Annotated in this window: 12 protein-coding genes; 8 read left to right on the top strand and 4 right to left on the bottom strand. The window is 72.9% G+C overall.

The genetic code is table 11. The features are described 5' to 3' along the window. Position 1 precedes the first annotated feature (1 nt). The 3 genes from ABD981_RS08215 (at position 2) to ABD981_RS08205 (ending at position 3,812) form a co-directional block, all read left to right on the top strand. Entirely contained in the window at positions 2-1,060 is a 1,059-nt protein-coding gene (locus ABD981_RS08215) for an ATP-dependent DNA ligase (protein ID WP_046910433.1), read from the top strand. A gap of 259 nt (positions 1,061-1,319) precedes the next feature. Beyond that, on the top strand, positions 1,320-1,574 hold the full coding sequence (locus ABD981_RS08210; protein ID WP_240495392.1) for a hypothetical protein: 255 nt from the start codon (positions 1,320-1,322) through the stop codon (positions 1,572-1,574). Positions 1,575-1,718: 144 nt separating this feature from the next. Further along, a complete protein-coding gene (locus ABD981_RS08205; RefSeq protein ID WP_046910431.1) occupies positions 1,719-3,812 on the top strand; it encodes an MDR family MFS transporter in 2,094 nt (697 codons plus the stop codon). Positions 3,813-3,909: 97 nt separating this feature from the next. Here ABD981_RS08205 and ABD981_RS08200 read toward each other — a convergent pair whose 3' ends face one another. Further along, entirely contained in the window at positions 3,910-4,350 is a 441-nt protein-coding gene (locus ABD981_RS08200; RefSeq protein ID WP_046910430.1) for a YchJ family protein, read from the bottom strand. A 141-nt stretch (positions 4,351-4,491) separates the two neighbouring features. Here ABD981_RS08200 and ABD981_RS08195 point away from each other — a divergent pair, with 141 nt between their 5' ends. The 3 genes from ABD981_RS08195 (at position 4,492) to ABD981_RS08185 (ending at position 9,719) form a co-directional block, all read left to right on the top strand. After that, a complete protein-coding gene (locus ABD981_RS08195; protein WP_046910429.1) occupies positions 4,492-6,276 on the top strand; it encodes a hydroxysqualene dehydroxylase in 1,785 nt (594 codons plus the stop codon). A 112-nt stretch (positions 6,277-6,388) separates the two neighbouring features. Beyond that, a complete protein-coding gene (locus ABD981_RS08190) occupies positions 6,389-7,732 on the top strand; it encodes a 6-phospho-beta-glucosidase (protein WP_046910428.1) in 1,344 nt (447 codons plus the stop codon). Between the two features lie 58 nt (positions 7,733-7,790). Further along, positions 7,791-9,719 (top strand): M64 family metallopeptidase, encoded by a 1,929-nt coding sequence (locus tag ABD981_RS08185; protein ID WP_123954948.1) that lies wholly within the window; start codon positions 7,791-7,793, stop codon positions 9,717-9,719. A gap of 109 nt (positions 9,720-9,828) precedes the next feature. Here the strand turns inward: ABD981_RS08185 and ABD981_RS08180 are convergent, their stop codons facing one another. The 3 genes from ABD981_RS08180 to ABD981_RS08170 all read right to left on the bottom strand — a co-directional run bounded on the left by ABD981_RS08180 (position 9,829) and on the right by ABD981_RS08170 (position 11,813). Further along, positions 9,829-10,635, bottom strand: coding sequence for an SAM-dependent methyltransferase (locus ABD981_RS08180; RefSeq protein WP_046910427.1), 807 nt, complete (start codon positions 10,633-10,635; stop codon positions 9,829-9,831). 74 nt (positions 10,636-10,709) lie between these two features. Then, positions 10,710-10,946, bottom strand: a complete 237-nt coding sequence (locus tag ABD981_RS08175) for a DUF397 domain-containing protein (protein WP_015037566.1) — start codon at positions 10,944-10,946, stop codon at positions 10,710-10,712. Continuing rightward, positions 10,947-11,813, bottom strand: a complete 867-nt coding sequence (locus tag ABD981_RS08170; protein ID WP_046910426.1) for a helix-turn-helix domain-containing protein — start codon at positions 11,811-11,813, stop codon at positions 10,947-10,949. It abuts the gene before it with no gap. Positions 11,814-12,067: 254 nt separating this feature from the next. Between ABD981_RS08170 and ABD981_RS08165 the strand changes: the two genes are divergently transcribed. Together ABD981_RS08165 and ABD981_RS08160 are read left to right on the top strand one after the other, a co-directional pair. After that, positions 12,068-12,496, top strand: coding sequence for an ATP-binding protein (locus tag ABD981_RS08165; RefSeq protein WP_046910425.1), 429 nt, complete (start codon positions 12,068-12,070; stop codon positions 12,494-12,496). 5 nt (positions 12,497-12,501) lie between these two features. Beyond that, complete coding sequence (locus tag ABD981_RS08160) at positions 12,502-12,930, top strand: hypothetical protein (protein WP_205628262.1); 429 nt, start codon at positions 12,502-12,504, stop codon at positions 12,928-12,930. The last annotated feature ends 6 nt before the right edge of the window (positions 12,931-12,936 follow it).

Raw genomic sequence — 12,936 nt, 5'->3', positions numbered from 1 at the left:
CATGGACCTGCCGGTGATGCCGCCCGTGAAGCCGATGCTGGCGAAGGCCGTGAAGCGGATCCCGCCCGGGATGCAGTACGAGGCCAAGTGGGACGGCTTCCGCGCCCTGGTGCACCGGGACGGGCCGGAGCTGTTCATCGGCAGCCGTACGGGCAAGCCGCTGACCCGCTACTTCCCCGAGCTCGTCGACGCGCTGCTCGCCCGGCTCCCCGAGCGCTGCGTGGTGGACGGGGAGATCGTCGTCGAGCACGGCGGCCGGCTCGACTTCGACCGGCTCAGCGAACGCATCCATCCGGCGGCGTCGCGGGTGCGGATGCTCGCGGAGACGACCCCCGCCCGCTTCATCGCCTTCGATCTGCTGGCCCTCGGTGACGACGCCTTCCTCGACACGCCGCTCGCCGAGCGCCGGGCCGGCCTCGAAGCGGCCCTCGCCGGAGTGGACGCCCCGGTGCACCTCGCCCCCGCCACCCGCGATCCGGAGCTCGCGGCGCGCTGGTTCGAGCAGTACGAGGGCGCCGGTCTGGACGGCGTGATCGCCAAGCCCCTCGATCTGCCCTACCGGCCGGACGCCCGGCTGATGTACAAGATCAAGCACGAGCGCACGGCCGACGTGGTCGTGGCCGGGTACCGCCTCCACAAGAGCGGCCCGGTCGTGGGCTCGCTGCTGCTCGGCCTGTACGACGCCGGGGGCGCCCTCCAGCACGTGGGCGTCTGCGCCGCCTTCACCGCGAAGCGGCGGGCGGAGCTGGTCGAGGAGCTGGAACCGCTGCGGATGGACCCGCCCGACGGGCACCCCTGGGCGGCCTGGACGGACGAGTCGGCCCACGAGGGGGCGCGGCTGCCGGGCGCGCCGAGCCGCTGGTCGGGCAAGAAGGACTTGTCCTGGGTGGCACTGCGCCCGGAGCGGGTCTGCGAGGTGGGGTACGACCACATGGAGGGCGACCGGTTCCGGCACACCGCGCAGTTCAAGCGCTGGCGCCCGGACCGCACCCCGGAGTCCTGCGGCTACGGGCAGCTGGAGGAGCCGGTCTCGTACGACCTGAACGCGATCCTGGGGTGAGATGCCCCACACCCGGGAGCGCGGCAACTCCCTTTCCCCGCATTTGCGTTCGGTGAACTGGTGAACGATCCGGTGTCTGCACCGGGGTGTACCTGCGACGACGCCGCGCGGTCCGGCCGCCGGGCCCGTACGGCTCGCCGAAAGCGGCGCGGGGGCGTTGCCGCGCGGTGACGGACCCGTCGTCGAACCGCTACCGCGATCCGGTACGTATGGAGGGGAGAACCTCTCCCGCCCGACAGACCCACAAGGACTGACCGTGATCGCCTCGCCCTCGCCCCTGGTACCCGTCCCGATCCCCGACCGCGTCGCCGCGCTGATCGGGTCCTGCCTGCCACTGCACGTGCTCCAGGCCGAGGTCGACGCCGACTGCGCGGCGCGCGAGGTGTACCGCTTCCGGGGGCCGCTGTGCGCCGAGGACCGGGCCGACCGCGAGCACGCGCTGGCCGCGCTGGCCCGGGCCAACAAGGTGCTCGCCAAGCACCACCCGCAGCTGCCGGTGCGCCCGGGGTGCTGACGCCCGGGGGCTGAAGGGACGCCGTTCCCCGGCGCCACGGCGAACACCCCGCGGCTCTCGGCCATTCGGGGCGCGGCCCCGTCCCCGCACCGGTTCGGACGTACCCCACATGCGGGACGCCGCCGTCGGTGTGAGGCTGCGAGAGTGACCACCACCAGCGAAGCCGCCCCCGCGCCCCAGGCCGCCGAGCCGCCCGTGCTCGACCGCCGACGCCGCAACATCGTCTTCGGCACGATCATGCTCGGCGTGCTCCTGGCCGCCCTGGACCAGACGATCGTGGGCACCGCCCTGCCGACGATCGTCGCGGACCTCGGCGGCGCCGCCCACATGTCCTGGGTGGTCACCGCGTACCTCCTCGCCGAGACCGTCGCGACCGTGCTCGTCGGCAAGTTCGGCGATCTCTTCGGCCGCAAGGTGATCTTCCAGATCTCCGCGATCGTCTTCATCACCGGCTCGTTCCTGTGCGGCCTGGCCACCAACATGACGCTGCTGATCGTGTGGCGCGGTCTGCAGGGCATCGGCGCCGGCGGCCTCATGGTCACCTCGATGGCGCTCATCGCCGACGTGATCCCGCTGCGCGAGCGCGGCAAGTACCAAGGTGCCATCGGCGCGGTGTTCGGCGTCTCGACCGTCATCGGGCCGCTCCTCGGCGGGCTGTTCACCGACCACCTGAGCTGGCGCTGGGCGTTCTACGTCAACGTCCCGATCGCGATCCTGGTCGTCATCGCCGCCGCCCGCACCATCCCCTCGGTGCGCTCCGCGAGCCGCCCGGTCATCGACTACGCGGGCATCGCGTTCGTCGCCGCGGGCTCCAGTGCCCTGATCCTGGCCACCAGCTGGGGCGGGAACGAGTACGCGTGGACCTCCGGCGTCATCATCGGGCTCTTCGCCGGAGGGCTGATCGCCCTGGCGCTGTTCTGCTGGGTGGAGACCCGCGCGGCCGAGCCGATGCTGCCGATGCGGCTCTTCGGCAATCCGGTCTTCACCGTCTGCTCGGTGCTGAGCTTCATCGTCGGTTTCGCGATGCTCGGCGCGATGACCTTCCTGCCGACCTATCTGCAGTACGTCGACGGGGACTCGGCGACGGTCTCCGGCATCCGCACCCTGCCCATGGTCGTCGGCCTGCTCATCGCCTCCGTCTTCAGCGGCAACGTCGTCAGCAAGACCGGCCACTACCGGACCTTCCCGATCGTCGGCTGCCTCGTGATGGGCGTGGGCCTGTACCTGCTCTCGCTGATGGGCCCCGAGACCAGCACCTGGCTGGAGTCGCTGTACATGTTCGTGCTCGGCGTCGGCATCGGCCTGTGCATGCAGGTGCTCACCATCGCCGTGCAGAACACCGTCGACTACGCGGACCTGGGCACGGCCACCTCGGGCGTCACCTTCTTCCGTACCCTGGGCAGTTCCTTCGGCACCGCCGTCTTCGGCACCATCTACGCCAACTCCCTGCGGCCCAACCTCACCGAGGGCGCGGCGGAGGCGTCGGCGATCGGCGCGGGCCTGGGCCTGGACCCGGCGGCCGTCGCCAAGGCCTCGCAGAGCCCGGCGGGCGTGCACGGGCTGCCGGACGGGGTGGCGGAGCCGATCGTGCAGGCGTACGCGGACACGCTGCACACCGTCTTCCTGTGGACCGTGCCGGTGGCCGCCGTCGGTTTCGTCGTGGCGCTCTTCCTCAAGCAGGTGCCGCTGCGGGACACCGCCCGCGCCTCCGCCCCCGACATGGGTGAGGGCTTCGCCTCCCCCACCGGCAGCGGCGACTCGGCCAAGCTCCTGGAGCTGGCCGTGGGACGGATCATCCGCAAGACCGACTTCGAGACCGCCCGGCGGATCGTCACCGCCTCCGACACCCGGCTCGACACGGCCGGGGCGTGGGCCGTCATGCAGGTGGAGCTCTTCACCCGGCTGGTCGGGCACGCGAGCCTCGGCCTGATCTCGGCGGGCCGCCGGGTCCCGCCCGAGGTCCTGCTGCCGGTCTTCCAGCGCATGGTCGAGGAGGGTTTCCTCACCCGGGACGGCAACCTGCTCTCCCACACCTCCGCCGGGAAGCGCGAGGCGGAGGTCATCACGCGGGCGTGGGGCGACTGGCTGAGCGACCGGGTCGAGCAGGAGAGCGGCCGGCCCAGCGGCCCGGAGCTGCGGGCCGCGACGGACGCCATCGCGAAGAAGCTGATCGCGGAGGACCTGGCGCAGGGGCTGCCGCGACGGGAGCAGGAGACGGTGGGCGCGGCGGCGCGGTGAGCTCCGATCCCGTATCCGGGAGCTGGGACCTGGGAGCTCGGATACGGGACCCCGGACCCCGGAACCCGAACCTCGGATCCGCCGCCCCTCCCCCGCCTCAGTCCAGGAACTCCCCGTCCACGTACACCCACGCCCCCTCGTGCCGCTCGAAGCGGCTCCGTTCGTGGAGTTCGCCCGCCGCGCCGCCCTGGCGGTAGCGGGCCCGGAAGGTGACGGTGCCGTGCTGGTGGAAGGGGGTGCCGTCGCCGGTCTCCTCGATGTCCAGGCCGGTCCAGCGCAGCGCCGGGTCGAAGTCCACGTCGGCGGGCCGGGTCCGCGGTGCCCAGGTGCGCAGCAGGTACGGCTCGTCGCGGGCGACGAAGGCGCTGTACCGGGAGCGCATGAGCAGTTCGGCGGTGGGCGCGGTGGCCGGTCCGGCGTGGAAGCGGCCGCAGCACGCGCCGTAGGGGGCGTCGAGGCCGCAGGGGCAGGGTGAGTCGGGGGTGAGGGCGGGGCGCGCGGGGCGGGCCGGCGTGGTGCGGGCGTTGCGTCGGGACATGCGCCCATTGTCCCGTGCGGGGGCGGGGGCGGGATCGCGCCATGTGCGGAGCGGTCGCCCGCACGGTGCTTCCGGTGTCCGGGGGCCGCCTCTATGCTCCTGCGCCGGACCGTACTGTTACCGGCGGTAAAGGGGTGGGGCATGGAGCGTACGGGCACCTCGCGGCGCGGATTCGTGGCGGGCGCGGCCGCCGTCACGGGAGCCGCGGTCACCTCGGCGGTCGCCGTCGGCGCCGGGCCGGCGCGCGCGGCGGAGGCTCCGGCGCCGCTCTCCGTCGCCGTGCTGGGCGGCGGGGTCGCGGGGCTGACCGCGGCCCACGAACTGGCCGAGCGCGGCTACCGCGTGACCGTCTACGAGCGCCGGGCGCTGGGCGGCAAGGCCCGCTCCATGGACGTGCCGGAGAGCGCCCGCGGCGGGCGCCGCCCGCTCCCCGCCGAACACGGCTTCCGCTTCATCCCCGGCATCTACCACAACCTCCCCGACACGCTCCGGCGCATTCCCTTCCCCGGCAACGCCAACGGGGTGTGGGACAACCTGGTGGCCCCCGCCGAGATGTCCTTCTCCCGGACCGGCCGCGAGGACCTGCGCATCCCGCTGCCCTGGCCCGGCCACCGCCCGGCCGAGCTCACCCTCGACGAGATCCGCCGGGCACTGACCGCGCTCCTGGAAACCGCCCGCTCCATCCCCCTCCACGAGGCGGCGTACTTCGTGGACCGCTTCCTGGTCTTCCTCACCAGCTGCCAGGAGCGGCGGGACGACACCTGGGAGCGCACGCCCTGGTGGGAGTTCCTGCGGGCCGAGCGGATGAGCTACGACTACCAGCGCATCCTGGCCGTGGGGCTCACCCGCAACATCGTGGCCACCAAGGCGGAGGAGGCCAGTACGCGCACGGTCGCCACCCTGCTGGAGGCCTTCGCCTTCAACGCGCTGGGGCGGGGCGCCGACGGGCCCCTGGACCGGATCCTGGACCTGCCCACCAACGAGGCGTGGATCGACCCCTGGGTGACCCATCTGACGGGCCTCGGGGTGGAGTTCCGGGTCGGCTGGACCGTGCGGGAGCTGGACTACGACGCCGGGGCCGGGCGGATCGCGGCGGTGCTGGCCGAGGATCCACAGGGGGTCCGCCGCCGCGTGACCGCGGACCACTACGTGTCCGCCATGCCGGTCGAGCACGCCCGCCGGACCTGGGGCGCCGCGCTCCGCGCGGCCGACCCGCAGCTGGCCCGCTGCGACGCGCTGGAGACGGACTGGATGACCGGCATCCAGTTCTATCTGACGGAGAGCGCCCCGCTGCTCGCCGGGCACGCCAACTGCATCGACTCGCCCTGGTCCCTGACCGCGATCCAGCAGGCCCGGCACTGGCCCACCCGGGACTTCGCCGCCGACTACGGCGACGGAGCGGTCGTCGACTGTCTGTCCGTGGACATCTCCGAGTGGGACCGGCCGGGCATCCTGTACGGCAAGACAGCCAAGCAGTGCACCCGCGCGGAGGTCGCCAAGGAGGTGTGGGCCCAGCTGAAGGCCGCGTTCAACGACACGGGCCGCACGGTGCTGAAGGACGGCGCGCTGCACTCCTGGTTCCTGGACCCCGGGGTGGACGGCCTCGGCACGCCGAACCCGACCAACGAGGACCAGCTCCTCGTCCACCCGGTGGGCACCTTCCACAACCGCCCGAAGGCGGCCACCCGGGTCCCGAACCTGTACCTCGCGGGCGACTACGTGGCCGTCGACATCGACCTGGCCACCATGGAGGGCGCCAACGCCTCCGCCCGCCAGGCCGTGAACGCGCTGCTCGACCGCACCGGCTCGACCGCCGCCCGCTGCACGGTGCGGCCGTTGTTCCGCCCGCCGGAGCTGGAGGGCCTCAAGCGGCACGACCGGCTGCGCTACCGGCTGGGCCTGCGCAACGCGCTCGACCTGGGGTGAGCCGGCCGGCGCTCCCGGGCCGGCCGGCGGGGGCGTCCAAGGGCTGGTCACGGAAACGGACGGGCGCGGGCGGATCCCGTGGCCGCCGCGTCCGGCCGAGTAGCGTACGGCCATGAAACTGACGATTCTCGGAGGCGGCGGATTCCGGGTGCCGCTCGTGTACGGCGCCCTCCTCGGCGACCACGCCGAGGGCAGGGTCACCCACGTGACCCTGTACGACCTGGACGCGGGGCGCCTGTCGGCGATCGCCCGGGTCCTCGCCGAGCAGGGCGAGGGGGTGCCGGACGCCCCGGTGGTCACCGCGACGACGGAGCTCGACGAGGCGCTGCGCGGGGCGGACTTCGTCTTCTCGGCGATCCGCGTGGGCGGCCTCGCGGGCCGGGCCGCCGACGAACGGATCGCCCTGGCCGAGGGCGTGCTGGGCCAGGAGACGGTGGGCGCCGGCGGCATCGCGTACGGGCTGCGGACGCTGCCGGTCGTCACGCACATCGCGCGCCGGGTCGCCGAACTCGCCCCGGACGCCTGGGTCATCAACTTCACCAACCCGGCGGGCATGGTCACCGAGGCGATGTCCCGGATCCTCGGCGACCGGGTGATCGGCATCTGCGACTCCCCCGTGGGCCTGGGCCGCCGGGTCGCGCGGGTGCTCGGCGCGCGCCCCGGCGAGGCGTGGATCGACTACGTGGGCCTCAACCACCTGGGCTGGCTGCGCGGCCTGCGGGTCGGCGGGGAGGACCTGCTGCCGCGCCTGTTCGAGGACGACCGGCTGCTCGGCTCCTTCGAGGAGGGCAAGCTCTTCGGGACGGAGTGGCTGCGCTCGCTGGGCGCGGTCCCCAACGAGTACCTGCACTACTACTACTTCAACCGGGAGGCGGTCCGCGCCTACCGGGAGGCCGAGCGGACCCGGGGCGCGTACCTGCTGGACCAGCAGTCCGGCTTCTACGACGAGATGGGCCGCCCCGAGGCGCCCGCCCTGCCCGCCTGGCACCGCACCCTCGCCGAGCGCGAGGCGACCTACATGGCGCACAACCGGGAGGCGGCCGGGGTCGGCGACCGGGACGAGGAGGACCTGGAGTCGGGCGGCTACGAGAAGGTGGCGCTCGCGCTGATGCGGGCCATCGCCCGCAACGAGCGGGCCACCCTGATCCTCAACGTCCGCAACCGGCACACCCTGTCGGTGCTGGACGCGGACGCGGTGATCGAGGTGCCCTGCTTCGTCGACGCGGCCGGCGCCCATCCGGTGTCCGTGGACCCCCTGCCGTACCACGCGGTGGGCCTGGTGACGGCGGTGAAGGCGGTCGAGCGGGAGGTGCTCGCCGCGGCGGAGAGCGGTTCCCGGGCGACGGCGGTGAAGGCCTTCGCGCTGCATCCGCTGGTCGACTCGGTGACGGTGGCCCGCCGGCTGGTCGAGGGCTACACCGCCGAGCACGCGGGACTTGCCTACCTGCGTCGGTGAGGTGGACGGCCGACGAACATCTTTACGCGGTCGGGGGCGCGGCCTAGGCTCGCGCCCCATGACTTCACAGCGACGCAGGGGTGTTCGAAGAGGAGTGGCCCGGCTCGCCGCGGGCTGTCTGCTGGCCGCGGGCCTGGTGGGTACCGGGTCCGTGGCCGGCGGCGGCAGCCCGGCCGCCGCGCAGGCCGCGGAGGCCGGCGGGGCGGCGGTCGTGCCGGTGCAGACCACCGGGCCCGCCGACAAGCGCTTCAACCTCGTGGTGATGGGCGACGGGTACACGGCCGCCGAGCTGCCGAAGTTCCGGGCGGACCTGGAGCGGCACCTGAGCACGCTGTGGAGCATCGAGCCCTTCGCCTCGTACCGCTCGTACATCAACGTGTGGGCGGTGGAGGTGCCGTCGAAGGACTCGGGCGTGGACTGCGATCCGGGGCTCGACGCGCCGGTCCGCGACACCGCGCTCGACATGGGCTTCTGGGGCGGCTGCAACCCCGGCAGCGTGCAGCGGCTGCTCACCGTCGACAGCGCGAAGGCGGCCGGGTTCGCCGACCTCGTCGCGGGGACGAGCCGCGCCAACCGGCAGATCGTGGCGCTGGCGAACAGCTCCACCTACGGCGGCGCGGGCGGGAGTTACGCCACCGCGTCCGGCGGCAACGCGCTGTCGGCGCTCATCACCCCGCACGAGATAGGGCACTCGCTCGGCGGACTCCAGGACGAGTACGACTACTACGGGCGCGGCGTGCCGGGCGGGGCGTACACGGGTGCCGAGCCGTCGTCGGCGCACCACACGCTGCTGACGGAGCGGGAGATGCGGGACCGGCGTGCCAAGTGGTGGCGCTGGCTGGGCGAGGAGAGCGAGTCGGGCGGGGTCATCGGCCGCCACGAGGGCGGCCTCTACAGCACCCGGGGCGTCTGGCGGCCGAGCCGTCACTCGATGATGAAGACCCTCGGCTACGCCTTCGACCAGGTGGAGCGCGAGGTGATGGTCCGGGCGATCGCGGCGAAGGTGGACCTCGTGCAGGACCACGCCCCGAACGCGGCGCCGGTCGGGGCCGACCGCACCCTGTGGGTGGACACGCTGCACCCGGTGGGCGGTGAACTCTCCGTCGAGTGGCGGCTCGACGGGCGCCCGCTGCGGACCGGGGGCGCCCGCACGCTCGACCTGCGCGCCCTGGACCTGGCACCGGGACGCACGTACGCGCTGACGGCGACGGTCACGGACCCGACCCCGTTCGTCCGCGACCCCGCGGTGCGCGCCTCGGCGGCCCTGACCCGGACGGTGGGCTGGACCGTGGACCCGGCGCTGCGCACCCCGAGGGACACCACCCGCGCCGCCTTCACCGGGCACACGGCGACGGGCGCCCCCGTGGGCGCGCGGTCCGTGGTGTACGCGGACACCACGCATCCGGCGCGCCGGATCCCGGCCGTGCGGTGGACGCTCGACGGGCGGACGGTGCCGAACCCGGGCAACGACCGCGATCTCGACCTGGGCGCGCTGCGGCTGGCCCCCGGCACGCACACCGTGACGGCCCGGATCCCGGGCACGGACGAGGAGCTGAGCTGGACGGTGGACGCGGTCGCCGCCTCCGTCGGGTACGAGCTGTCGCCGCCGCTGCGCACGGTGCACCGGCCGGGCCGGCCCGTCGAGTACGTCTACGACGCCGAGTTCACGATGCGGCTGACCGCGCGGGACGACCGGGACGGGGCGGTCGTGAGCCAGTTCCGGGTGGACGGCGACGGCTGGTACACGTACTACGGCTGGCCGACGGACGCGAGGGCGCCGTTCCGCTTCTCCCCCTCGGGCACGGTGATCGACGACCTCGTCTACGGCAAGCTGGGCCGCAGCCGGGTGGTGCCGTGGGACGACGCCACGCCGGACTACGGCACGCACACGGTGGAGTACCGCACGGTCGACGCGGCGGGGAACGTCGGCCCGGCGCGGAGCTTCCTGGTGACGCTGGAGAAGCGCCAGGTCGTGTCCGGAACGTAGCGCCGTCTGCCCGCAGGCGAGCCGGGGCGGGACTTTCCGGACACGGCCCAGGGCACACGCCGAAGGCCCGCCGGGGTGCCGGCGGGCCTTCGGGCGTCCTGCGGGTCGGTCAGCGCTTGCGGCCGACGGCGGCCCAGCCGGGGATGGGCTCGTCGCCCGGTACCGGGACCGGCTCGCCCAGCTCCGGGTGCCACTCGGCGGTGAGCGAGACGCCCGGCTCGACCAGGTCGAGGCCGTCGAAGAAGGCGGCCAGCTCGTCGCGGGAGCGCGGCCGCAGGGTCAGACCGCGCGCCCGGTACATGGCGGCGGCCTTCGCCGCGCCCTCGGGGTCGAAGTCCCCGGTGACGTGCGAGAGGACGAGGTAGCTGCCCGGGGCCAGCTTCTCGACCAGCTTGCCGACCAGCTCGTACGCGCCGTCCTCGTCCCCGACGAAGTGCAGCAGGGCGAGCATCGACAGGGCGATGGGCTGGTCGAAGTCAAGGACCTTTCCGGCCCTTTCGAGGATCAGTTCGGGGTCGCGGGCGTCCGCCTGGATGTACTCGGTGGCCCCTTCGGGGGTCGAGCGCAGCAGCGCGGCCGCGTGCGCGAGCACGATCGGGTCGTTGTCGCAGTAGACGATCCGGGATTCCGGCGCGGCCCCCTGCGCGATCTGGTGCAGGTTGGGCTCGGTCGGGATCCCGGTGCCGACGTCCAGGTACTGGCGTACGCCGTGGGCGCTGAGCCAGCGGATGGCGCGGTGCATGAAGGCCCGGTTGACGCGGGCCATGTCCCGGCCCCGGGCGTCGACGGTGAGGAGCTGGCGGGCCATCTCCTCGTCGACGGGGTAGTTGTCCTTGCCGCCCAGGAACCAGTCGTACATCCGCGCGGGGTGCGGCTTGCTGGTGTCGATCCTCACGGATCTGGGGTCCTGGGTCATCGGCTCTCCTCGGCGGGTCCAACAGTGGTGCTTACTGCAAGAGTTACGCGACGTGCGGGGTGGGACGGAAGGGGTCAGGTGAGCAGAAAGTCAGCCTGACCTGATTTGGCCCCCTGGATGAATGCGGCGATCTCCCCGTGGGTGTAGATGAGCGCGGGTCCTTCAGGGTCTGCGGACTGTCGCACGGCGACTCTGCCGTCGGCCAGCTTCATGGCCTCGACGCAGTTGCCCCCGTTCCCGCCGCTCCACGGCTTGTGCCATCCCTCGGCACCGAGCTCAGCGGCGGGCATGCCGTTGTATATGCGATCCATTCACAGCTCCTTGCGGAGGTTCCGCAGAACCTCCTTCGTGCGTTGTGCAGTCGCGGCCTGAGCCGCCATGCGGTCCATGACCTCGAGGTGGGAGGCCACCTCGGGACGCGCGTCGAGGTAGACCGCGCCGGTCAGGTACTCGCTGTAGACCATGTCCGGGAGTTCGGGCATGGCGAAGCGGAAGAGGACGAACGGCCCGTAGGTGCCGGGGTGATGGCCGGAGCCGAACTCCGCGATCTGCAGGGTGACGTTCGGCAGCTCGGACGCTTCGAGCAGCCGGTCGAGCTGGTCGCGCATCACTTCGGGCCCGTTGCCGACCGGTCGGCGGAAGACCGTCTCGTCCATGATCACCCAGAACTTGGGCGCGTCCTCCCTGGTGAGCAGGGACTGGCGCTCCATGCGGAGGGCTACATGGCGGTCGATCTCCTCGGCGTCGTTGCTGCCGCCGACCGCCCCGCTGCGCAGAATGGCACGGGCGTAGTCCTCGGTCTGCAGCAGACCGGGGACGAACTGGGGCTCGTAGGCACGGATGAGGCTCGCGGCCCCCTCCAGGCTGACGTACATGGAGAACCAGCCGGGCAGCACGTCGTGGAACCGCTGCCACCAGCCGGGGAGGTTGGCCTCCTCCGCGAGGGCGACGAAGCCCTCCGCCTCGGAGTCCTTGATGCCGTACGCCTTCAGCAGGAGCTGGACGTACGGGATCTTCAGCGCGACCTCGGCCGTCTCCATGCGCCGGATCGTGGCCGGGGCCACCCGGAGGATCTTGGCGGCCTCTTCCCGCTTGAGGCCGGCCCGCTCCCGCAGATCCTGCAGACGCTTGCCGAGTACGACCTGTCCCACCGTGGGGGCGGACCGCGGCTCGCTCACTCTCAAGACCTCCCCGACGCGCTGTTTGGACGAGTGTGCCACGAACACCGCCAGAGAGAACACAGCACTCTGCAATTTTCAGAGTGCCACTTGCCAAGTGTCCGACTCAGGAGCACAGTATTCCGGTGTACCAGTACGCACTGCCGCCGTGCGCCGCCGCGGAGGAGTGCGTACGGCATCCTGCCCACAGTTGTGAGGATCCGGTCGTGGCTTCTGGTAACGCGCACTCCTCAGGTCTCATGAGCCCTCGCGTCATGACCCAGCGCCCACGCCCCCACTCCGACGTCCGCAGGTTCGCCTTCGAACTGCCCGCGCGCACCGAGTCCGTCGCCCGCGCCCGCCGCCTCGCCGAGGAACGCCTCGTCCTGTGGGGCTGTGACCCGGAGATACGCGACACCGTCCTGCTCGTCGTCTCCGAGCTCGTCACCAACGCCGTCGTCCACACCGCGAGCGCCCGCGTCGTCTGCGAGCTCCGCGAGGGCGAGGAGCGGCTGCGGATAGCCGTCCGCGACGAGGGCGGCCCCGCCGGACCCTGCATACGCGAGTGCGGCGAGGACGAGCGGGGCCGCGGCCTCATCCTCGTCGACGCGCTCTGCGCGGCCTGGGGCGCCGACCGCACCGGACACGGCACGGCGCAGGTCGTCTGGGCGGAGCTCGCGCACGGCATGGCGGAGCCGTGCTGAGGTCCATGGCGACGCTGCTCGTCCCGCGCGCCCGCAAGAGCCCCGAGAACTACCCCCGCCGCAACCCCGTCGGCGTGACCCGCCTCCGCCTCCCCGCCGACCTCCCCGCCACCCTCGGCTGCGACGCCGTCGGCGTCCCCGCCCGCTACGGCTTCCGCATCCTGTCCCGGCTCCCCGCCAAGGGCTGTGTGTACGCGGACGGCGACTGGTGGTGGTGGCTGGTCCCGGCCGGCTCCGACCTCGACCTGACCTGGCCGCTGCCCTCCTGCTACGCCCCGGGCGCCGTCGTCCCCGACCGCCGCCCTCGGCTGATCCACCACCCGGACGGCGGCTCCCCGTACACCCCGCCCATCCCGCTCTACCTGCTCATCTGCCAGCTGACCGGGATCGCCCCGGCCTGGAGCGTGCCGCCGCAGGTGCGCAGCACCCTGTGACCGCCG

The sequence above is a fragment of the Streptomyces showdoensis genome, assembly GCF_039535475.1.
GTDB lineage: Bacteria > Actinomycetota > Actinomycetes > Streptomycetales > Streptomycetaceae > Streptomyces > Streptomyces showdoensis.
The sequence above is the reverse complement of the archived record's forward strand: the minus strand, read 5'-3'. Positions and strand labels throughout refer to the sequence as shown.

What these genes read in the sequence shown, in the direction of transcription:
- ABD981_RS08190 (WP_046910428.1), top strand. Translation starts at nt 6,389, where the DNA reads ATGAAACTGACGATTCTCGGAGGCGGCGGATTCCGGGTGCCGCTCGTG.
- ABD981_RS08195 (WP_046910429.1), top strand. Translation starts at nt 4,492, where the DNA reads ATGGAGCGTACGGGCACCTCGCGGCGCGGATTCGTGGCGGGCGCGGCC.
- ABD981_RS08185 (WP_123954948.1), top strand. Translation starts at nt 7,791, where the DNA reads ATGACTTCACAGCGACGCAGGGGTGTTCGAAGAGGAGTGGCCCGGCTC.
- ABD981_RS08160 (WP_205628262.1), top strand. Translation starts at nt 12,502, where the DNA reads ATGGCGACGCTGCTCGTCCCGCGCGCCCGCAAGAGCCCCGAGAACTAC.
- ABD981_RS08215 (WP_046910433.1), top strand. Translation starts at nt 2, where the DNA reads ATGGACCTGCCGGTGATGCCGCCCGTGAAGCCGATGCTGGCGAAGGCC.
- ABD981_RS08180 (WP_046910427.1), bottom strand. Translation starts at nt 10,635, where the DNA reads ATGACCCAGGACCCCAGATCCGTGAGGATCGACACCAGCAAGCCGCAC.
- ABD981_RS08200 (WP_046910430.1), bottom strand. Translation starts at nt 4,350, where the DNA reads ATGTCCCGACGCAACGCCCGCACCACGCCGGCCCGCCCCGCGCGCCCC.
- ABD981_RS08165 (WP_046910425.1), top strand. Translation starts at nt 12,068, where the DNA reads ATGACCCAGCGCCCACGCCCCCACTCCGACGTCCGCAGGTTCGCCTTC.
- ABD981_RS08175 (WP_015037566.1), bottom strand. Translation starts at nt 10,946, where the DNA reads ATGGATCGCATATACAACGGCATGCCCGCCGCTGAGCTCGGTGCCGAG.